Genomic DNA, 21,195 nt, shown 5'->3' on the forward strand with positions numbered 1-21,195 from the left:
CGAACGGCAACCGCGCGAGGTTCAGGCCTTGCGGACGGCGCCGGCGCGACGAGCGCGCTCCACGACTCCGCCGATTGCGCTGACCAGCGCGTCCACGTCCTCGCTCGTCGACGTGTGCCCCAGCGAGAACCGCAACGAGCCGCGCGCCCGCTCGACCCCCGACCCCATCGCGACGAGCACGTGGCTGGGTTGCGCCACACCGGCCGAGCACGCCGACCCGGTCGAGCACTCGATGCCGCGCGCGTCCAGCAGCATCAGCAGCGCATCGCCCTCGCAGCCGGGGAACGAGAAGTGCGCGTTGCCGGGCAGGCGCGAGGGCCCGGACGCAGGTCCGTTCAGCACCGCGTCGGGCACTTCCTCGAGCAGCCGGGACACGAGCGAGTCCCGGAGTGAGGCCACCCGCGCCGCGTAGGACGCCCGGGCCTTCGTCACGGACTCCACCGCCACCGCGAACGCGACGATCGCCGGCGTATCGAGCGTGCCGGACCGCACGTCCCGCTCCTGGCCGCCGCCGTGCAGCAGCGGCACGCACGGCACGTCCCGGCCGAGCAGCAGGGCCCCGACGCCGAGCGGACCGCCGACCTTGTGCCCGGTGAGCGTCAACGCGTCCACTCCGGACGTACCGAAGTCGACCGGCACCTGGCCGACGGCCTGCACCGCGTCGCTGTGGAACGGTACGCCGGCGGCCCGGCTGATCGCTGCCAGCTCGGTGATCGGCTGCACGGTGCCGACCTCGTTGTTCGCCCACATGACGCTGACCAGCGCGACCGTGTCGCCGTGCCGCTCGAGGGCCTCGGCCAGCACCGACGGGGCCACGCAGCCGGCGTCGTCCACCGGGAGGAACTCGGCCGTGGCGCCCTCGTGCTGGGCCAGCCACTCGACGGCGTCGAGCACCGCGTGGTGTTCGACCGCGGAGGTCAGGACGACCGTGCGACGCGGATCGGCGTCGCGACGCGCCCAGAAGATGCCCTTGACAGCAAGATTGTCACTTTCGGTGCCGCCGCCGGTGAACAGCACCTCGGACGGGCGGGCACCCAGCGCGGCCGCGAGCCGCTCCCGGGCCTCCTCGACCGCGCGACGGGCCCGGCGCCCCGCCGCGTGCAGCGAGGACGGGTTGCCGACAGCGCCCAGCGCACCGGTGAGCGCGGCGACCGCCTCCGGCAGCATCGGCGTGGTCGCCGCGTGATCGAGGTACACCATGACGGCGTTCAGCCTATCCGGCGCGACCGGAGCGCCGGGGCCACCCGGGACGTCACGGCGCGGACCGCAGGCGCAGGCGCGGCGCGACCAGAACACCGACGACGGCGATGCCCACCATCGCGACGTCGATCGCACCGATCGCGGTCGACATCCCGAACGCACCCGCGGTCGCGGCGGCCACCAGCACACCACCGAAGCCGATCGTCAGCGAGCTGGTCAGCGCGTCGGAGATCTGCAGGCTGGCGCTGTTGCGGCCGCGGTCGGCGTCGGTGGAGTTCTCCAGCAGCAGCACCGACAGCGACGGCATCACCAACCCCATGCCGATCCCCCCGAAGATCCAGGCCGGGAACGCCACCCACGCCGAGCCCGGCACCCAGGCCACGACCGCCATCGACGAGCTCGCGATGCCGACGGCGACCATGCCGGTCCCGACCGCCACCGAGCGCGGCAGGTTCGGGTAGCGCCCCTGCAACCAGGACGCGCCCGACCAGCCGAGCGCGCCGAACGTCAGCGGAAGACCGGCGGCGACCGCGCTCCAGCCGTGCACCGAGCTGAGCGTCAGCGGCACCAACGTGTCCACCGCGAAGAACGAACCGGCCGCCAGCCCACGCATCAGCACCACGGCCGGCAGCCCGGCGGCCGCGGACGCCACTCCCACCGGCAGCAGCCGCCGCACGGCCACCACGACCGACACCAGGCCGACCAGCGCGACCGGGATCGCGACGAGGTCCAGCCGCTCCCCGGCCAGCTGCAACAGCACCACGCCGACGCCGGCCAGCAGCGCGTAGGGCCAGCGGGCCGCCGCACCGCCGCGGTAGGCGTTGGACGGCGGCGCCGGAACCGGCGCGGCAGCCGCGGACGGCGCTCGCCGCAGCCCGGGGACGATCAGCAGCGCGCCCAGGATCACCAGCGGTAACAGCCCGAGGAACACCAGTCGCCAGTGGGCGTGCTGGGCCAGCGAACCGGCCACGACCGGGCCGAGCAGCCCCGGCATCACCCAGCCGATCGCGGTCAGCCCGAACACCCGCGGGTGCAGCGACGGCGGGAAGCTGACGCCGATCAGCACGTACATGACGACGATCAGGATGCCGCCGCCGAGCCCCTGCACCAGGCGCCCGACGATCAGCTGCACCATCGTCGTCGCGGTGCCGGCGACCAGCAGGCCCAGCGCGAACGCCACCAGGCCGACCACCATGGGTCTGGTGGGGCCGAGCTTGTCGGCGAGCTCACCGGCCAGCACCATGCCGAGCAGGTTGGCGACCATGAACGCGGAGAACGGCCACGCGTAGTAGGCCATGCCGTCGAGCGACTCGACGACGATCGGCATCGCGGTGACGACCGACATCGCCTCGAACGCCACGATCGAGACGATCAGCAGCAGGCCGATGCTGGTGCCGCGGTACTGCTTGCCGAAGACGGAGACCGGCTCAGGTCGTGCGTCAGTAATCGAGTCGGTCACCCGGTGAACGTTACGACGTGGAAACGATGAATTTTCCGAACTGTTCGCACGATCACTCGACAAACCCTCGATCAGGTCGCTCATGACCTGACGCTATGACCTCAACCGCGCTTCACATCAAGACGGCCGGGCCCCCCACGGGGAACCCGGCCGTCCGAGCGCGGAAGGCTCAGCCCTTGCGCTTGCGTACCTCTTCGGCGGCCTGCGGGGCCACCGCGAACAGGTCACCGACCACGCCGTAGTCGGCGAGCTCGAAGATCGGCGCCTCGGCGTCCTTGTTGACCGCGACGATCGTCTTCGAGGTCTGCATGCCGGCCCGGTGCTGGATCGCGCCGGAGATGCCGAGCGCGACGTAGAGCTGCGGCGACACGGTCTTCCCGGTCTGCCCGACCTGGAACTGGTGCGGGTAGAAGCCGGAGTCGACCGCGGCCCGGGACGCACCCACCGCGGCACCCAGCGAGTCGGCCAGATCCTCGACGACCTTGAAGTTGTCGGCGGAACCGACGCCCCGGCCGCCCGACACGACGATGTTCGCGTCGGTGAGCTCCGGGCGGGAGCCGCTGGACTCCACCACCCGGTCCAGGATCTTCGCCTTGGTGGCGGCCTCGTCCAGCGAGACGTCCACGGCGACGAGTTCGCCCGCGGCCGGGGCAGCGGCCGCGTCGACCGCGCCGCCCTTCAGCACGAGGATCGGCGTCCCCGACGTGACCTGCGACTTCACGATCCACTGCCCGGCGAAGATCGCCTGCGTCGCGACCCCGTCCGCGCCCAGGTCGACGACGTCGTAGAGCAGACCGGACTCGAGCTTCACGGCCAGCCGGCCGGCGATCTCCTTGCCCTCCGCGGTCGCCGCGATCAGGATCGCCGCCGGACTGGCCGAGGCAGCCAGCGACGCCAGGATCGACGCCTTCGGCGCCACCAGGTACGACAGCACGTCCTCGGACTCGGCCGCGTAGATCTTCGCCGCGCCGTACTCCTTCAGCGTGTCCGCGTAACCGGCCGCGGTGCCCGGCGTGCCGACCACGACGGCCGACGGCTCGCCGAGGGCGCGCGCCGCGGTGAGCAGCTCGAGCGAGATCTTCTTGACGGCGCCGTCGACGTGCTCGACGAGAACCAGAACTTCAGCCATGAGTTGGGTCCTCCTCAGACGATCTTCTCGGCGGCCAGGTACGCGACCAGCTTGGAGCCGGCGTCGCCCTCGTCGGTGACCTTCTCACCGGCGGCGCGCGGCGGACGCGGAGCGGCGTCCACGACCTTCGACGTCGCGGCACCCAGGCCCACCTCGGCCGCGTCCACCCCGAGGTCCGCGAGGGACTTCGTGTCGACCGGCTTCTTCTTCGCGGCCATGATGCCCTTGAACGAGGGGTACCGCGGCTCGTTGATCGTGTCCCAGACGCTCACGATCGCCGGGGTCTGCGCCTCGACGACCTGGTAGCCGTCCTCCAGCTGACGCTCGATGGTGAGCGTGGTGCCGTCGACGGTGAGCTTGCGGGCACCGGTGAGCCCGGCGACGCCGAGCCGCTCCGAGAGCATCGACGCCATCGCGGCGGCGCGCCCGTCGGTCGACTCCGCCCCGGCGATCACGAGGTCCCACTCCAGCCCCTTGAGCGCCGAAGCGAGCACCTTGGAGGTGGCGAGGGAGTCCGACCCGTGCAGCGCGGGGTCGTTCACGTGCACCGCGCCGTCGGGACCCATCGAGAGCGCCTTGCGGATCGACTCGGTGGCCTTGTCCGGTCCCATCGTCAGGATGGTGACGGTGCCGCCGACGGCTTCCTTGACCTTGAGCGCCTCTTCGATCGCGTACTCGTCCATCTCGTTGATGACGAGATTGGCCGAGTCGCGTTCCACGGTCTTGTCGTCTGCGCGCAGCGACCGTTCGGTACCGGAGTCCGGAACCTGCTTGACCAGTACGACGATGTTCATGGGTCTGTTCAGACCTCCTGCTCAGATCGTCCTCGGACTCGTGCGTCCGCGCGCACGCTGGGTAAAACAGTCACCGTTGATGTTACCCGCCGGTAGAATCGCCTGCACCCGGCGTTCACCACGGAGCTTGTTAGCCATATCACCACGTCTGGGGACATCAGTCAGCATGGCGCCGGTCACGGTCGGCGGTCTCCACGCGTGCACTAATGTCCGCGCGGTGGAGTTGACGCTGACGCGCCCCGTTGATTCGGCCGAGAACTACTGGTTCCGGCGGCACGAAGTCGCCTACCTCGCGGCCCGCCCGTGGCTCCGCGGCGCCACCGTGCTGGAGACCGCGGGCGAGGGGCACGGCGCGGGCATCCTGGCCCGGGTCGCCCGCGAGGTGATCACGACCGGGTCGAACGTGGCCGACCACAGCGTCGACGTGGTGGTGAGCCTGCAGCTTCCCCCGGACGTCACCGAGTGCGCGCGGGTGCTGCGCCCGGCCGGCACGCTCATCGTGAGCACGCCGACCCGTCCGGGCGGAGCCGACGAGCTCACCGCCGGCCTCGCACCGCACTTCCGCGTCGACCGCCTGTACGGGGTCCGCCACCGGGGACGGCTCCGCCGGCTCGACCGCCGGTTCGCCGACGGGTTCGCGGCCGAGGTCGCCTCGCCCGCGGCCACCTGGCACCCCGCCCTGCGCCGCGAGGTGGTCCGGGTCACCCACCGCGACTTCACCTTCACCGAGGACGACGTGGACACCAGCCTCGACCTGTTCGCCGTCGCGATCGCCCGCTGACGTGGACGCCCGGCTACGCGCGCTCGCGGACCTGGACGTGGCCGGCACCCGCGAGGGAGCCGGCCGGCACGAGTACGACGGCATCGCCCAGGACCTCTCCCCCGACGCGATCCGGCGAGCGCTGCACGCCGTCGGGAACGGCCCCACGTACGACGACCCGCACGACGAGGCGCACGTGGCCGCGTTCGAGCGGAGCGCCCGGGTGAGCTACGCGGAGCTCCAGCTCCACCGCCGCAACCCGGTCCCGCACCTCAACAACCTCGACCTGGCCTGCTACGACCGCGACTACGCCCCGGCCGAGGAGCGGGCCGCCGCCAAGGCCCGTCACCTCGCCGCCTGGCCGGACGCGATCGACGCGAGCATATCCGCGCTGGACGCGGTGCCGCCGGACGTCGCCGACGCGTGCCTTCCCGGCGCGATCGGCCTGGCCGCCGGGCTCGACCCGGACGAGCACGCCGGGCCGCTGGCCGCGCACGCCCGGCTGGTCGAGCACCTGCGGACGAAGACCGACGCCCCGGTCGAGCTCGGCGCACCCGCCCTCACCGCCCTGCTGAGCAGCGCCGAGGCGCTCGACGTCGACCTGGGTGCGCTCGCCGCCGACGGCGAGCGCGAACTGGCACGCATGCGTGCGCTGCTCGACGACGCCTGCGCACGCATCGCTCCCGGTCGGACCACGGCCACCACGGTCGCCGAGCTGCTCGCCGACCATCCCGACGCCACCGGCGTGCTCGCCGAGGCCCAGGCGCTGACCCACGAGGTGATCGCCTGGAGCAACGCGTCCGGGTTGATGCCCGACACCGACGGCGAGTGCCTGGTCGGGCCGGCGCCGGAGTCGCGGCAGTGGGCGATGGCCATGATGGACTGGGCCGCGCCCTACGAGCGCGACGCGCCGTCCTGGTACCACGTGACGCCGCCGGACCCGTCGTGGCCGCGTTCGGAGCAGGACGAGTGGCTCTCGGTGTTCAACCGGTCGAGCCTGCCCGCGATCACCGTGCACGAGGTGGCTCCCGGCCACTACACCCACGGCCGGGCGCTGCGCCGCCTCGACTCCGACGTCCGGCGTCTGCTGCTCTCCGGCGCGTTCGTCGAGGGCTGGGCGCACTACGTCGAAGAGCTGGCGCTGGAGGAGGGCTTCCGGGAGGGCGACCCGCGCTTCCAGGCCGGCGTCGCGCTGGAGGCGCTGGTGCGCGTCGTCCGCCTGCTCTGCGCGATCGGTCTGCACAGCGGCGCGATGACGGTGGCGGACGCCACCGCCCGGTTCACCGCCGACGCGTTCCTGTCCGGGCCGGCCGCGGTCTCCGAGGCCCGGCGCGGCACGTTCGACCCCACCTACGGCCGCTACACCTGGGGAAAGCTCGTCCTGCGCGATCTCCGCGAGCGCGCCGGGACCACGCCGCGGCGCTTCCACGAGGAACTGCTCGCGCTCGGCGCGCCGCCGCTCGGCCTCGCTTGCGCGATCGTGCCAGGCTCCTGACCATGGGATCGATCACGACCGGCCAATTCATCTCCCTCGACGGCGTCATCGAGGCGCCGGAGACCTGGCACTTCCCGTACTTCGACGACGAGATGGGCGCCGCGGTCGGCGCGCTGATGGACAACGACGCGATGTTGCTCGGCCGCCGCACCTACGACGGTTTCGCCGAGTACTGGCCGAAGGCCGACGCCAACGACCCGATGACCGCGCAGATGAACGCCGCGCGCAAGTACGTCGTCTCGAACACGCTCACCACGGCCTCGTGGGAGAACTCGACGATCATCAGCGGCGACGAGGCAGCCGTCGCCGCCGAGCTGACGAAGCTGAAGGCCGACCAGCGGCTCGGCATCACCGGCAGCGCGGGCCTGGTCCAGTGGTTGCTGCAGCACTCGCTCGTCGACGAGCTGCACCTGCTGGTGCACCCGATCATCGTCGGCAAGGGGCAGAAGCTGTTCTCCGACGGCGCCTCGGTGCCCCTGAAGCTGCTCTCGTCCACGACGTTCGGCACCGGCGTCGTGCACGCGGTCTACGGCCCGGCCGACCAGCGGGTGTCCGGCCGGCCATGAGAGCGGGACACGTGGCACGAGTGTCGGCGTAGGCCCGGGAAGCTGTCGGGCCAGGAGACCGTGCCCTAGAGCGCCTTTCGCCGGGCGGTCAGGAAGTCGCGCTCGGCGGGGTTGTCCGCCAGGGCGATCGCCGCGTCGTACGCGCTCGCGGCCTCGCCCGGCCGGCCCAGGCGTCGCAGCAGGTCGGCCCGGGTGGCGTGCCAGGCGTGGTAGGGCACCAGGTCGAGCGCGTCGACCTCGGCCAGCGCCGCCGCCGGACCGTCGACCTCGGCCAGCGCGACCGCCCGGTTCAGCGCCACCACCGACGACGGCGCCACGATCGTCAGCTGGTCGTAGAGCGCGAGCACCTGGCGCCAGTCGGTCGCCGGTCCGTCGGTGTGCACGGCGTTGATCGCGGCCAGGATCTGGTAGTGACCGGGGCGCTGCCGGCGCAGGCATTCGCGGACCAGCTCGTGGCCCTCGGCGATCAGCGGCCGCGCCCACCGGCCACGGTCCTGCTCGGCCAGCGGCACCAGCGTCCCGCCGTCGAACCGGGCCGGCCGCCGCGCGTCGGTGAGCAGCAGCAGCGCGAGCAGCCCGAGGACCTCCGGCTCGTCGGGCAGGAGCCGGCGCAGCAGCCGGGCGAGCCGGATCGCCTCGTCGCAGAGTTCCTCGCGCACCGGGACGTCGCCCGTCGTGGCGAAGTAGCCCTGGTTGAAGACCAGGTAGATGACCGCGGCCACGGAGCTCACCCGGGCCGGGAGGTCGTGCGCGAACGGCACGCCGAACGGGATGCGCGCGGCCTTGATCTTGCGCTTGGCCCGGGTCAGGCGCTGCGCCATCGTCGTCTCCGGGGTGACGAACGCCGCCGCGATCTCGGCCATCGACAGCCCGGCGACCAGGCGGAGCGTGAGCGCGACCCGGGCCTCGACGGCCAGCGCCGGGTGACAGCACATGAAGATCAGGCGCAGCCGGTCGTCGTCGACCGCGCCGAGCGGATCGGTGGATTCCGGCGTCAGCACCAGGGCCTCCTTCTGCCGGGCGTCGCGGACCGACTCGCGCCGGATCCGGTCGATCGCCCGGTTGGCCGCCGTCGTGACGAGCCAGCCGCCGGGGTTCGGCGGCAACCCGTCCCGGCGCCAGCTCCGTACCGCGACGAGGAGCGCCTCACCGGTCGCCTCCTCGGCCAGGTCGAGGTCGCCGAACCGCCGGACGAGCGTGGCGACGACGCGCCCGTACTCGGCCCGGACGATTCGGTCGACCTCGGCGTCGATGACCGTCATTCGCCCTGGAAGGGCCGCACCTCGACCGGGCTGGCACAGGCTTTGGACGCCTTGGAGGCCCAGTTCAGCGCCTCGTCGAGGTTCGCGGCCTCGATGACCCAGAAGCCGCCGAGCACCTCCTTGGTCTCCGCGTACGGCCCGTCCACGAGCACGGTCTCCGCGCCGGTGCCGTCCACCAGCGTCGCGGTGTCACGCGGCATCAGACCGCCGCCGAACACCCACTTCCCGGCCCCGGTGATCTCCTTGTTGAACGCGTCGACCGCGGCGAACTGCGCCTGCATCTCGTCGGGGTCCACCTCGGGGTATCCGCCGGTGTGGTGGACCGAAAGCATGTACTGGGGCATCGTGTTCACTCCTCGATCTGTTCTTTGCCGTCCACCACGGTGTATCCGGCGGTGGCGTACGGTACCGGCTCCAGCGTCAGCGCGGTGACCCCCTTCGACGTGGTCTCGGCGCTCACCGTGCGGAACCCGGTCGGGGGTCCGTCCGCTCCGAACAGCCGCTTGCCGTCACCGACCACCAACGGGAAGACCATGATCCGGTAGACGTCGATCAAGCCGGCGTCGTGCAGTGCGCGGGCGAGTCGCGCGCAGCCGTGCAGCTGCAGCTCCTGGCCCGGCTGCTTCTTCAGGTCGCGGATCGCGGCCAGGAAGTCGCCGCTGAGGATCGTCGAGTTGTTCCAGGTGGCCTCGGTGAGCGTGTTCGACACGACGTACTTCGGCCGCGTGTTGAGCGACGCCGCGACCCCGTTCTCCGGGTCGGTCACCTGCGGCCAGAAGGCGGCCATGATCTCGTAGGTGAGGCGGCCGTAGAGCAGGGCCTCGGTCTGCTGGAAGTAGCCGTCGACGAAGCGGCCGAGGTCGTCGTCGAAGAGCGGCGCCACCCAGCCACCGCGGGTGAACCCGCCGGAGGTGTCCTCGTCGGGGGCTCCGGGGCTCTGGACGACCCCGTCGAGGGTCATGAACATGTTGACGCTGAGCTTCACCGCGCGCTCCGTTCGTAGGGTGCCTTCACCCTCCCCACGAAGCGCGCGGCCGCCCTACGACACCACGCCGGAAAAAACTTTTCAGGCGAGGTTCGACGACCGGGGATAGGCGTCCGCCGGGTCGGTGAGCACGTTGACCAGATAGGGCACACCGGCGTCGAAGGCGCGGCGGAGTGCGGGGCCGAGGTCACCCGGCTTCTCCACGGTCTCCCCCGCACCACCGAGCGCGCGGACCACGTCGTCGTAGCGGAGGCCCGGCTGCAGGTCGGCCGCGACGTCGTACCCGTAGACGGCCTGCATCGGGTGCTTCTCCAGCCCCCACACCCCGTTGTTGCCCACGACCATGACCACCGGCAGCTGCTGGCGCACCAGCGACTCGACGTCCATCAGCGAGAACCCGGCCGCTCCGTCGCCGAACAGCACGCAGATCTGCGCGTCCGGCCGCGCCACCCGGGCGCCGATCGCGTACCCGGCGCCGGTGCCGAGGCACCCGTACGGCCCCGGGTCGAGCCAGCAGCCCGGCGTGTACGAGTCGAGGTAGCGCCCGCCGTACGAGACGAAGTCACCGCCGTCGCAGATCACGACCGCGTCCCGGTCGAGCACCTGGCGCAGCTCACCGTAGATCCGGGCCGGCTTGATCGGGTCGGTGTCGGCACGCAGCAGGTCGAGGTCCTTCGCCCGGGCGGCGTTCTCGAGCTCACGCAGCGACGCGATCCAGTCCTCGTGGTCGGTGCGCGCGCCGGTGTGGTCCGCGAACGCGGTGAGGATCGTGGCCAGGTCACCGACCGGCGCCGCGGCCGTGGTGACGTGCCCGGCGCGCTGCGTCGGCGAGTCGACGACGTGCACGACCTGCGCGTCGCCGAACGTGCCGAAACCGAGCCGGAAGTCCAGCGGCGTGCCGATCACGACGACGACGTCGGCGGACTTGAACGCCGCTCCGCGGGCCCGGGCGAACGCCAGCGGGTGGTCGGCGGGGATGCAGCCGCGGCCCTGGCCGTTGCTGATCACCGGCACGCGCAACGCCTCCGCCGCCGCCACCAGCGCGAGCTCGGCCGAGCCCGCGTAGACGTCGGAGCCGGCGACGAGCACCGGCCGCCGGGCCGACGCGATCAGGTCGGCCGCCCGGGCGACCTCGGACGGATCGGCCTCCAGCAGCACCGGCACCTCCGGCGGCTCGATCCGGGACGTCGCCCGGTCGAACACCACGTCCATCGGCAGGTCGAGGAAGACCGGGCCGCGGTGCGGGCGCAGCGCCAGGTCGGCGGCGGTACCGACGTCGGCGGCCAGCGCATTGACGTCGGTCACCGTGGCCGCGTGCTTCGTGATCGGCGCCAGCACCGGGACGTGGTCGAACTCCTGCAGCGAGCCGGCGCCCCAGCGCATCTGCGGGGCCCGGCCGCCGAGCACGACCACCGGCGACCCGTTGAACTTCGCCGACGTGACCCCGGAGATCCCGTTGGTGACGCCGGGCCCCGCGGTCAGCACCGCGAGCCCGGGACGGCGGGTGAGCTTCGCGGTCGCCTCGGCCGCGAAGACCGCACTCTGCTCGTGCCGGACGTCGATGAGCGGGAAGCCGGTGGTGTGCGCCGCGTCGTACAGCGGGAACACGTGCCCGCCGGAGAGCGTGAACATCGCGCTGACCCCGCGGGCCCGCAGCGCGGCCAGGGCGAGTTCGCCGCCGTGGCCCTCCATCTCGGTACCGGTTTCGCTCATGGTTGCCGACCCTACTTGTCGGTAACCGCGGGCGTCAGCGAATCGTCCGCCAGAACTGCTCGATGGCGGCCGCGTCGCTGCTGGTCGCGTAGATCTCGCCGGAGACGGGCTTCCCGGGGACGTCCCAGTACGAGTAGCGGTTGTTGTCGCTGGTGTTGTGTCCGGTGATGTAGTTGCCCTGGCGCACCTGCTTGTCGTCGGTCCAGAACGTGTCCCCGTCGACGACGAGCGAGTCGTCGGAGAAGCCGGTGCGCGCCGACTGGGCGTACGAGTCGCGGTCGGTGAGCGTCTTGTAGCGCAGGAAGTAGACCTGGTAGTTCGAGCTGTAGAGGCACTTCACCGCCTCGGCCGCGTTGTTGCCGGCCGGGATCGTCGACGTGATCACCTCGCAGCGGTCGGACTCGCCGGCCGCGCGCCGGGCGAACTCACGCAGGTCGGGGTCCTTGAACTGGGCGAGCTGCGCGGGGTCGGTCGGGGAGACCGACGGGGCCGGCGACCGGCTCGGCGGGGCCGCGGTCGCGGTCGGGGTGGGATTCGGCTCGTCGGACAGCAGCGCCCAGGCGCCGATCGACCCGGCGATGACCAGCAGCACGACGGCACCGGCCACGATGCCGAGGATCAGGCCGGTGCGGCTCTTCTTCGGCGGCGGCACCGGCGGGTACCCGCCGTAGCCGGCGGCCGGGTAACCGGAGGTCGGCGCACCGGGATACCCGGAGGTCGGTGCACCCGGGTAACCGGACGTGGGCGCGCCCGGGTAGCCGGACGTCGGGTACCCGGACGTCGGGTACCCGGACGTCGGCGCGCCCGGCGGGTAGCCCGACGTGGGGGCGTTCGGGTAGCCCGGCGGTAACGGGCCCGGTTGCGCCGGCTGACCGGTGGTGGGGTCGTAGGCGGGCTGGTACGTGCCCGGTTGCGCGTAGGGATCGCCGTAGCCCCCGCCGTTGGGGTCGTAGCCGCCTGGTTGCTGCTGCCACCCTTGCGGGTCCTGTGGGTACGTCATCCCGCTCTCCTCCACCGGTACCGTGCGCACACGCTCGGCGCCGTCAGGGTAGGCGACACCTGTGAATCAGGGCACCGGGGGTCGGAAAACCGACCGCTCCGGGTTCGCTCACCGCCGTCGGTGGATACCTGAGAGCGGTGAGCTCGACACCCCTCGCCGAATCACGGCCGCGCCCCGGCACCACGTTCCCGTCCGCCGCAGGCCGGTTCCGGCGCTGCTCCGAACTCGACGTCCTCCGGTTGCTCGCCGCCCTCTCGGTCGTCGGGTTCCACTGGTTGTTCCGCTCGGCCACCGGCTCCGACCCGCTGGCCACCACCGGTTTCGAGGGCGTCGCCGAGTACTTCCGCTACGGCTACCTCGGCGTCGACGTGTTCTTCGTCATCAGTGGCTTCGTGATCCTGCGCAGCGCGTGGGGCCGCTCCCCCGGGGTGTTCCTGCTCAACCGCGCCGGGCGTCTCTACCCGGCGTTCTGGGCGGCGTGCACGCTGACCGCGCTGGCGGTGACCGTGCTGCCCGGCGACCGGCACGCGGTGACGTTCGGCCAGTGGGCCGCGAACCTCACGATGGGCAGCGAGGCGTTCGGTGTCACGTACGTCGACGGGGTGTACTGGACGCTCCTGGTCGAGTTGGCGTTCTACGGGCTGGTCGCGATCGGGGCGGCGTTCGGGCTGACCGCGAACCGCGTGCTGGCCGGGGCCGGGATCTGGCTCGCGATCTCGGTCGCGCACCACTACGCGCCGATGTCGACGGGCTGGGGCCGGCTGTTCGTGCCGGAGTGGGCGCCGTACTTCGTCGCCGGGGTCGGGTTCGCGCTGCTGGCCACCGACGGGCCCGGGACCGACCTGTCCCGCCGCCAGCGCTGGGCCGCCGTCGTGCTGACCGTGCTCTCGTGCGTGTGGGCCGTGCGGCTCGGGGTGTCGTTCGCCGGGTCGCTGACCGCGAAGTACGACGTCGAATTCTCCGGCGTGGTCGTCGCGTCGGTGCTGCTGGCGACGTTCGCGGTGTTCGTTCTGCTGGTCAACGGCGTCACCGTGCCGGGAGCGGCGCGGGTGGCGTTCCTGGGCGCGCTGACCTACCCGCTCTACCTGGTGCACGAGAACATCGGCTACTCGCTGCTGACCCTCGGCAACGAGCGGCTCGGGCTGAACCGCTGGGTCGTGCTGGTGATCGTCGCGGCGCTGGTCGTGGCGCTGGCCTCGGCGCTGCACCGGTTCGTCGAGGACCCGGCCGGCCGCCGGGTGTCCGGCTGGACCAAGCGTCTGGCCAAGCGCCGCCGGCAGCACACCCGGCGGCCCAGCCTCCCGGACCTCTGGCGACGCACCTGGCGCGCCGTTCCCACCGCCGCCCCGCGACGCACCGGGCACACCCTGCCCGCGGTCGCCCCGGTCAGCCCCGCACTACCCGGCTCGGCGGCGCTGCGGCCGGGGCCCGAGGGCGCGGCCGCGCCCGAGCCGCGGGAGCTGGCGGCCTACGCCGGGTTCACGGCGGTGAGCCGGACGCTCTAGGCGCCGGTGAACTTCGCCTTGCCCGGACCGCTGGCGAGGAACGACTCCATGCCGATGCGCTTGTCCTCGGTGGCGAACAGACCGGCGAACAAGTGGCTCTCCAGCCGCAGCCCGGTCTCCAGGTCGACGTCGAGGCCACCGTCGATCGCGGCCTTCGCGGCACGCAACGCGTAGGCCGGCCCGTTCACGAACGTCGACGCCCACTCGACCGACGCCGCGTACACGTCCTCGGCCGGTACGACCTTGTCGACGAGCCCGATCGCGAGCGCCTCGGCGGCGTCCACGAAGCGGCCGGAGTAGATCAGGTCCTTGGCCTTCGACGGGCCGACCAGACGCGTCAGCCGCTGGGTGCCACCCGCGCCGGGGATGATGCCGAGCAGGATCTCCGGCTGGCCGAGCTTCGCGTTCTCCCCCGCCACCCGGAAGTCCGCGGTGAGCGCCAGCTCGCACCCGCCGCCGAGCGCGTACCCGGTGACCGCGGCGATGACCGGCTTCGGGATGCGCGCGACCGCGCTCAGCGACCCGGTGAGCGCCTCGGCCCGCGACACCATCTGGGTGTAGGAGGTCTCGGCGAACTCCTTGATGTCCGCACCGGCCGCGAACACCTTCGGCCCGCCGTAGAGCACGACCGCCCGGACGTCGTCGCGGCGCGTCGCCTCCTCGGCCGCGGCGCGCAGCTCACCCTGCACCTGGGTGTTGAGCGCGTTCATCTTCGGCCGGTCGAGCCGGATCGTGCCGACCCCATCCGCCACCTCGAGGTTCACGAACTCACCGGTCATCCGCTCCGACCACCCTTCGACGACGCCGTTCGCCGCAGCCTACCGGCGGGTAGCCATCCGGGTCTCAGGCCGTGAGCGAGAGCACGGTCACCGTGTCGGACTCCCGGTTGGTCACGTAGCCGGTGCGCCCGTCCGGAGAGACCGCGACCACGTACGGGTCGACGCCCAGCTTGATCGACGCCGTCTGCTTCATCGTCGTCGTGTCGAGCACGGTGAGCGTGTCGTCGCCGGTCACCGCGAAGTACGCGTGCTTGCCGTCGGCGGAGACCGCGACGCAGCGCGGGTTCGTGCCGACCTTCGCGTCCGGACCGATCCTCTTCCTGGTCTTCGTGTCGATCACCGACGTCGTGCCGTCGTCGTAGTTGGCGGTGTAGACGCGGCTGCGGTCGGGGCTGGCCGCCACGCTGTGCGGTGCCGCGCCGACCGGGATCGTGGCCGCCACCGAGGTCTTCTTCGTGTCGACGACCGACACCTGGTTCGACTCGTGGTTGGCCACGTAGGCGGTGCTCCCGGCGAACGCCACCGAGTGCGGACGCGGGGCCACCGCCAGCCTGCTCGCCAACTTGTTCGTCGCGGTGTCGATGACCAGCACCACTTCGCGGTCGTGGTCGGGCACGTAGAGCAGCGACCCGTCCGGCGACACCGCGAGCGCGTAGGGGTGCGAGTCGGTCGCCTGCTCGACCGCGATGCTCGTGACCACCGTGGACTTCACGGTGTCGATCACCACGATCGCGTTGCCGCCACCGTTGTCGTTGTGGGTCGACACGTAGAGCCGGTCCAGGGTGGGGCTGGCCGCGACGTACTGCGGCTGGTTGGGCGTCCGGATGACCCGGGTCGCCCGGTGGTCCTCGTTGTCGACCACCGACACCGAGCGTTCGTTGCTGTTGGCGATGTAGACGCGCCTGCCGTCCCGCGAGAACGCGATGCCCTGGGGGCCGTTGCCGACCTTCACCTGCGCGAGGACGGTCGGCTTCGCGACGCTGGCCGGGATGCTGGGGCCCGGGGCCGCGGACGCCGACGGGGTCCGCGACGGGGCGGCCGTGACCGCGCGGTCGGGGCCGTCGGGGCGGAGGATCCAGAAGCCCGCGCCGCCGGCGAGCACCACCAGGGCGACGAGCCCGGCGACGAGCGCGATGCGGCGGGGACGGTCGGGCGCGGCCGGCGGCTCGGGGTCGCGGCGGTGGCTCACCAGCGTGGGTGGCGAATCCCGCTGCGCGATCGCCTCGGCGCGGGCCCCCGACGGGCTCTCGACCACGGTGGGCTCGACGAGGGCGGGTTCGACCACCGTGGGTTCGACCACCGTGGGCTCGGCCCGACGCGGCGAGGGCCCGGGTTCGGACGACACCGGCCGTAACGCCAGCGCCTCCTCCAAGCTCTCCCCCGACGGCGGCACGGGCCCGGCCGCCGGCGGTGTCGCCTCGCCGGACGCTTCCGGCGGGCCGGACGGCCGCGGCGGGAGGCTCGCCGGCCGGGTCGCCGCGGCGCCGGGCGGCTCGGCCGCCACCGGCGGAACCGCACCGGCGGGAGGCCCGGAGGGCGTGCCCTTGACCACCGTCGGGGTGTCGTCGGCCGGTTCGCTGACGTAGCGGTCGCGGACACCGGCGACCTTCCCCGGCCGGTCGGCCAGGCGGAACGGAATCTGCGCGGCCAGCCCGAACGCGTCACGCAGCTGCCCGACGAGCGCACCGCAACTGTCGGGCCGCGCGCTCGGCTCCTTCGCCATCGCCGACTGGATCACCGCGTCGACCGCGGGCGGCACGTCCGCGAGCACCTCCGACAGCACCGGCGGCGGCGAGCTGATGTGCGCCCACAGCATCGCCACGTAGTCGTCCCGCGCGAACGGCGCCGCGCCGGTCAGCACGTGGTACAGCACGCACCCCAGCGAGTACACGTCGGCGCGGTGGTCGACGGCCTGGCTGGCGATCTGCTCCGGCGCGACGTACGCGATCGTGCCGAGGAACTGGCCCGCGGTGGTGAGGCCGGTGACGTCGGCGCTGCGCTTGGTGAGCCCGAAGTCGGTGAGGTAGATGTGCCGCGCGACGAGGTTCATGTCGCCGTCGTCGCTGTCCTGGCCGGTGAGCAGGATGTTGCCCGGCTTCACGTCGCGGTGCACGAGCTGGCGCGCGTGGGCCGCGTCGAGCGCGGCGCCCACGGCCGTGAAGATCGTGATCGTCTCGTCCGGCGTCAGGCGGCCCCGGCGGCTCAGCACCGTGTCGAGGTCCTCGCCGTCGACGAAACGCATCGCCGTCCACAGCATCCCGTCGAGCTCGCCGGCCTGGTAGATCGGCAGCACGTTCGGGTGGTCGAGGGAGGCCGCGAGCTCGCTCTCCCGGGTGAACCGCGCCCGGAACGTCGTGTCGGCCGCGAGCTCGGGCGCGATCAGCTTGAGCGCGACCGGGCGCCCGAGGCGTCGGTCACGTGCTTTGTAGACGACAGCCATCCCGCCGCGGGCGATGAACGACTCGACGCGGTACCCGTCGACGTCCTCGCCGATGTCGAGGACCATCTGGTCGTGCCGGCCCATGGGTGTGCGCTCCCCGAAGATCTCCCGGTGTCCACTGTAAAGGGGTCACGCGGTAGCCGATCAAAGGGTTCTGTCACATTTCCGCCAGAACCGCACCCCGTTACTGTGCGCGAGCAGCGTACCGGTCGTCGACACGGTCGAGGCGGAGGGCCAGGCCGAACGTGCTCGACAGCGTCCGCGCGGTGAGCGCCTCAGCCAGCGGCCCGGCCGCGACGACCTTGCCCCCGCGCAGCAGCAGCGCGTGGGTGATGCCCGGCGGGATCTCCTCGACGTGGTGCGTGACCAGCACCAGCGCGGGCGAAGCGGGGTCGCTGGCCAGGATCGAGAGCCGGCGTACGAGGTCTTCCCGGCCGCCCAGGTCGAGCCCGGCGGCCGGCTCGTCGAGCATCAGCACCTCGGGGTCGGTCATCAGCGCACGGGCGATCTGGACGCGTTTGCGCTCGCCCTCACTCAGCGTCCCGTAGAGCCGGGACGCCAGGTGCTCGACGCCGAACTGGGCCAGCAGCGAGCGGCCGCGGTCGGCGTCCAGACCGTCGTACTGCTCGGTGAAGCGGCCCACGACGGCGTACGCGGCCGTGACCACCACGTCGGCGACCGTCTCGTCGGACGGGATCCGCTCGGCCAGCGACGCCGACGAGAGCCCGATCCGCGGCCGGAGCTCGAAGACGTCCACCTTGCCGAGCTGCTCACCGAGGATCGCGACCCGGCCGCGGGTGGGGTGCAGACGCGCGGCCGCGACCGAGAGCAGCGTGGTCTTGCCGGCGCCGTTCGGGCCGAGCACCACCCAGCGCTCGTCCTCCCGGACCTGCCAGTCGATCTCGTCCAGCAGGTCGTTGCCCGAGCGCGTGACCGTGACCCCGGCCAGGTCGAGCACCGCGTCCGGGTCGGGCTCGGGGTAGGTCCGCGGCGCCGGGGCGGCCGGCTTCGGCTTCGGACGCGACGCGGGCGTCGGCAGCGCCGAATCAGGCAGGACCGAGACGCCGCGGGTCACGGAGAAGACCGGGGAGACGGAGGGCACGCTCGCGCGGCCGACGGCGGAGGGACGAGAAGCGTCAGGCACGTACCCATCCAACAACACGCGGGCCAACCACGGACGTCCTCCCCCGCCCCGGCGCGCCGCTTGGTACCCAGGAGAACCAGGCGCTGGGCTACATCTCGGGAGGTCTCGGTACGGTTTCCCCGCGCAACCCCCTAATCTGTGCACAACAGGCTGCTTGGGGGTGCCATGAGCGTCGATGTCGATGGTCCCTGGCCCGGTCATCCGTTTCCGCTCGGAGCGACCTGGGACGGCGACGGCGTCAACTTCTCGCTGTGGAGTCCGCACGCGATCGGCGTCGACCTCTGTCTCTTCGACGAGGCCGGCCACGAGCGGAGGCTCCTGCTCGAGGAGAGCACCTACCACGTCTGGCACGGCTACGTGCCCGACGTGGGGCCGGGTCAGCGGTACGGCTTCCGGGTGCACGGCCCGTGGAACCCGCTCGGCGGGCACCGGTTCAACCCGGCCAAGCTGCTGATGGACCCGTACGCACGGGCCTACTCCGGCCAGGTCGACTACGACCCGTCCCTCTACGGCCACACCGGCGACGCCGCCCGCGGCTGGCCCGACCCGCGCGACTCCGCACCGCACACGCTGCGCTCGGTCGTGCTGGCCCGCTCCACCGGCCTCTCCCACACCCGGCCCCGGGTGCCCTGGGAGGACACGGTCATCTACGAGCTGCACGTGCGCGGCTTCACGATGCGCCACCCGGAGGTGCCCGAGCACCTGCGGGGCACCTACTCCGGCCTGGCCCACCCCGCCGTCATCGACCACCTGGTGAAGCTCGGGGTGACCAGCGTCGAGCTGCTGCCGGTGCACCACATGGTCACCGAGCCGACGATCGCCGCCCGAGGCCTCCCGAACTACTGGGGCTACAACACGCTCGGCTACTTCGCCCCCGACTCCCGCTTCTCCTCCCGGGGCGACGCAGGCGGCCAGGTCGAGGAGTTCCGCGACATGGTGGCCGCGCTGCACGCGGCCGGTATCGAGGTCATCCTCGACGTCGTCTACAACCACACCGCCGAGGGCGGGGCGGACGGGCCGACGCTGAGCTTCCGCGGCATCGACAACCGCGGGTACTACCGGCTCGCCCAGGACGACGGCAGCCGTTACGTCGACTACACCGGCTGCGGCAACACGCTCGACGCCCGGCAACCGGCGATGCTGCAGATGCTGATGGACTCGCTGCGTTACTGGGCGCTGGACATGGGCGTCGACGGCTTCCGGTTCGACCTCGCGTCGGCGCTGGCCCGGTCCATGCACGACGTCGACCAGCTCTCGGCGTTCATGGCGGTCATCCACCAGGACCCGGTCGTCAACCAGCTCAAGCTGATCGCCGAACCGTGGGACGTCGGCGCCGGCGGGTACCAGGTGGGCAACTTCCCTCCGCTGTGGACGGAGTGGAACGGGCGCTACCGCGACGCCGTACGCGACCTCTGGCGCGGCGCCGGCGGCCTCGGCGAGCTCGGGTACCGGCTCTCCGGCTCGTCGGACCTGTACCAGGACGACGGCCGCCGCCCGTTCGCGTCGATCAACTTCATCACCGCGCACGACGGCTTCACGATGCGTGATCTGTTCACCTACAACCACAAGCACAACGAGGCCAACCGCGAGGAGAACCGGGACGGCACCGACGACAACCGGTCCTGGAACTGCGGGGTCGAGGGCGAGACCGACGACGGCGCGGTGCTCGCGCTGCGCAACCGGCAGATCCGCAACGCGCTGGCGACGCTCGTGCTCTCGGCCGGCGTACCGATGCTCACCGCCGGCGACGAGATGCGCCGCACCCAGCACGGCAACAACAACGCCTACTGCCAGGACAGCGAGATCTCCTGGATGGACTGGAAGCTCGATCCGGAAGCGGAGAGCCTGCTCGCGTTCACGTCCCGGCTGATCGCGCTGCGGGGCAAGGCGCCGGTGTTCCGGCAGCGCTCGTTCTTCGTCGGCGCGCCGAACGACGTCGAGAACCCGGTGAGCGACCTGGCCTGGTTCCGGCCGGACGGCGGCCTGATGGGCCCGGACGACTGGAACCGCCACGACGCCCGGACGCTCGGCATGTTCCTCAACGGCGACCAGATCCGGAACCGGACGCTGCGTGGCGAGCGCATCGTCGACGACTCGTACCTGCTCTGGATCCACGCCGCCGACGGTGACCTCGAGGTGCGCCTGCCCGGACCGCCCTGGGCCGAGCGGTACCAGGTCGTGTTCGACACCGCCCGGCCCGACCTGCCCGACGGCAGCGAGACGCTCGACGGCGGCACGTCCCGCCCGCTCTCGGCCTGGTCGACGGTGCTGCTGCGGGCGACGTCGGGCTAGTTGGTGCTGGCGGTGCCCAGCGCGACGCCGAGGATGAAGATCAGGAAGAGGATTCCGCCCCCGACGAGTAACCAGAGGGCCGTGGTACGTCCGAAGAAGCCACGGTTCTCGGTGGTGATCTCGCGGTAGCCGTCGGACGTGTTGCCGGCCGGTGGTTCACGCAGCGCGACCCGGCGGGGACCGCGACCGAAACCGCCGCCGAAGCCGCCGAGCCCGGTGGGCGGGCCGCCGTCGACGAGCGTCTCGTCGGTCGCGCGGGCCGGCGCCGGGCCGGTGACGCTCTCCAACTCGCCGAAGATCGTCGCTTCCCGCTTGCGCAGCACGGTCAGCTCGCCGTTGAGCGCCCACAGCGCACCGAACGCGTGCCAGGCGGCGATGCCGACGATCGGGAGCGCGACGACGGTCAGCGCGCTGAACAGCATGCCGACCCCGCGGTCGCCGGACGTGAACGACACCGCCGCGAGGCCGGCGACGACGATCAGGCCGACGAACGCCAGCCCGAAGCCGAGCAGCCCGAACACGTCGATCGCGGAGCGCATCCGCGCCTTGACCTGGTCGATTCGGGTGTGGACGACCCGCAGTTCGTCCTCGAGGCCGGACAGACCCCGCCCGTCCGCCGCGGACTCGGGGGAGCCCGCGGCGGACCGCTCGGTACCGCCTGCTATCGCCATG

At 72.2% G+C, this 21,195-nt stretch carries 18 protein-coding genes; 5 read left to right on the forward strand and 13 right to left on the reverse strand.

The annotated features are described in order from the left end of the window. Window positions 1-21: 21 nt before the first annotated feature. From CRYAR_RS33610 to CRYAR_RS33625, 4 genes are all read right to left on the reverse strand, one after another. A complete protein-coding gene (locus tag CRYAR_RS33610) occupies window positions 22-1,200 on the reverse strand; it encodes a cysteine desulfurase family protein (RefSeq protein ID WP_035868784.1) in 1,179 nt (392 codons plus the stop codon). A 52-nt stretch (window positions 1,201-1,252) separates the two neighbouring features. After that, a complete protein-coding gene (locus CRYAR_RS33615) occupies window positions 1,253-2,659 on the reverse strand; it encodes an MFS transporter (RefSeq protein ID WP_051571292.1) in 1,407 nt (468 codons plus the stop codon). 169 nt (window positions 2,660-2,828) lie between these two features. Then, the gene (locus CRYAR_RS33620) at window positions 2,829-3,788 is read right to left on the reverse strand and encodes an electron transfer flavoprotein subunit alpha/FixB family protein (RefSeq protein ID WP_035857203.1); all 960 of its coding nucleotides are present in this window, start codon (window positions 3,786-3,788) and stop codon (window positions 2,829-2,831) included. A gap of 14 nt (window positions 3,789-3,802) precedes the next feature. Further along, window positions 3,803-4,582, reverse strand: a complete 780-nt coding sequence (locus CRYAR_RS33625; protein WP_035857204.1) for an electron transfer flavoprotein subunit beta/FixA family protein — start codon at window positions 4,580-4,582, stop codon at window positions 3,803-3,805. A gap of 217 nt (window positions 4,583-4,799) precedes the next feature. Between CRYAR_RS33625 and CRYAR_RS33630 the strand changes: the two genes are divergently transcribed. The 3 genes from CRYAR_RS33630 to CRYAR_RS33640 are packed head-to-tail and all read left to right on the forward strand — an operon-like array spanning window position 4,800 to window position 7,403. Beyond that, complete coding sequence (locus CRYAR_RS33630; RefSeq protein ID WP_035857205.1) at window positions 4,800-5,363, forward strand: class I SAM-dependent methyltransferase; 564 nt, start codon at window positions 4,800-4,802, stop codon at window positions 5,361-5,363. Between the two features lies 1 nt (window position 5,364). Next, the gene (locus tag CRYAR_RS33635; protein ID WP_035857206.1) at window positions 5,365-6,837 is read left to right on the forward strand and encodes a DUF885 family protein; all 1,473 of its coding nucleotides are present in this window, start codon (window positions 5,365-5,367) and stop codon (window positions 6,835-6,837) included. Between the two features lie 2 nt (window positions 6,838-6,839). Next, complete coding sequence (locus tag CRYAR_RS33640; RefSeq protein ID WP_035857207.1) at window positions 6,840-7,403, forward strand: dihydrofolate reductase family protein; 564 nt, start codon at window positions 6,840-6,842, stop codon at window positions 7,401-7,403. A 65-nt stretch (window positions 7,404-7,468) separates the two neighbouring features. On the opposite strand, the gene CRYAR_RS33645 is transcribed toward CRYAR_RS33640, so the two are convergent. From CRYAR_RS33645 to CRYAR_RS47710, 5 genes are all read right to left on the reverse strand, one after another. Beyond that, window positions 7,469-8,665, reverse strand: coding sequence for an RNA polymerase sigma factor (locus tag CRYAR_RS33645; protein ID WP_035857208.1), 1,197 nt, complete (start codon window positions 8,663-8,665; stop codon window positions 7,469-7,471). Then, window positions 8,662-9,009, reverse strand: coding sequence for a YciI family protein (locus CRYAR_RS33650; protein WP_035868789.1), 348 nt, complete (start codon window positions 9,007-9,009; stop codon window positions 8,662-8,664). Before CRYAR_RS33650 ends, CRYAR_RS33645 begins: the two co-directional genes overlap by 4 nt. Window positions 9,010-9,014: 5 nt before the next feature. Next, complete coding sequence (locus CRYAR_RS33655; protein ID WP_035857209.1) at window positions 9,015-9,650, reverse strand: dihydrofolate reductase family protein; 636 nt, start codon at window positions 9,648-9,650, stop codon at window positions 9,015-9,017. Window positions 9,651-9,731: 81 nt separating this feature from the next. Beyond that, on the reverse strand, window positions 9,732-11,363 hold the full coding sequence (locus tag CRYAR_RS33660) for an acetolactate synthase (RefSeq protein ID WP_035857210.1): 1,632 nt from the start codon (window positions 11,361-11,363) through the stop codon (window positions 9,732-9,734). Between the two features lie 34 nt (window positions 11,364-11,397). Then, entirely contained in the window at window positions 11,398-12,363 is a 966-nt protein-coding gene (locus CRYAR_RS47710; protein ID WP_051571293.1) for a hypothetical protein, read from the reverse strand. Between the two features lie 137 nt (window positions 12,364-12,500). Here CRYAR_RS47710 and CRYAR_RS33670 point away from each other — a divergent pair, with 137 nt between their 5' ends. Continuing rightward, window positions 12,501-13,868 carry an acyltransferase family protein gene (locus tag CRYAR_RS33670; protein WP_051571294.1) on the forward strand — a complete coding sequence of 456 codons (1,368 nt, stop codon included), beginning with the start codon at window positions 12,501-12,503 and terminating at the stop codon, window positions 13,866-13,868. On the opposite strand, the gene CRYAR_RS33675 is transcribed toward CRYAR_RS33670, so the two are convergent. From CRYAR_RS33675 to CRYAR_RS33685, 3 genes are all read right to left on the reverse strand, one after another. Beyond that, window positions 13,865-14,647 (reverse strand): enoyl-CoA hydratase/isomerase family protein, encoded by a 783-nt coding sequence (locus tag CRYAR_RS33675; protein WP_035857211.1) that lies wholly within the window; start codon window positions 14,645-14,647, stop codon window positions 13,865-13,867. The two genes, CRYAR_RS33670 and CRYAR_RS33675, sit on opposite strands and share 4 nt — an antisense overlap. Before the next feature lie 64 nt (window positions 14,648-14,711). Then, window positions 14,712-17,171 carry a protein kinase domain-containing protein gene (locus CRYAR_RS44705; RefSeq protein ID WP_063725806.1) on the reverse strand — a complete coding sequence of 820 codons (2,460 nt, stop codon included), beginning with the start codon at window positions 17,169-17,171 and terminating at the stop codon, window positions 14,712-14,714. Between the two features lie 100 nt (window positions 17,172-17,271). After that, complete coding sequence (locus tag CRYAR_RS33685) at window positions 17,272-18,141, reverse strand: ABC transporter ATP-binding protein (protein WP_051572319.1); 870 nt, start codon at window positions 18,139-18,141, stop codon at window positions 17,272-17,274. Window positions 18,142-18,396: 255 nt separating this feature from the next. Here CRYAR_RS33685 and glgX point away from each other — a divergent pair, with 255 nt between their 5' ends. Further along, window positions 18,397-20,523, forward strand: coding sequence for a glycogen debranching protein GlgX (gene glgX / locus CRYAR_RS33690; RefSeq protein WP_035857212.1), 2,127 nt, complete (start codon window positions 18,397-18,399; stop codon window positions 20,521-20,523). Here glgX and CRYAR_RS33695 read toward each other — a convergent pair. After that, the gene (locus CRYAR_RS33695; protein WP_035857213.1) at window positions 20,520-21,194 is read right to left on the reverse strand and encodes a hypothetical protein; all 675 of its coding nucleotides are present in this window, start codon (window positions 21,192-21,194) and stop codon (window positions 20,520-20,522) included. The genes glgX and CRYAR_RS33695 overlap by 4 nt on opposite strands. Window position 21,195 lies beyond the last annotated feature (1 nt).

This window comes from Cryptosporangium arvum DSM 44712 (assembly GCF_000585375.1).
GTDB lineage: Bacteria > Actinomycetota > Actinomycetes > Mycobacteriales > Cryptosporangiaceae > Cryptosporangium > Cryptosporangium arvum.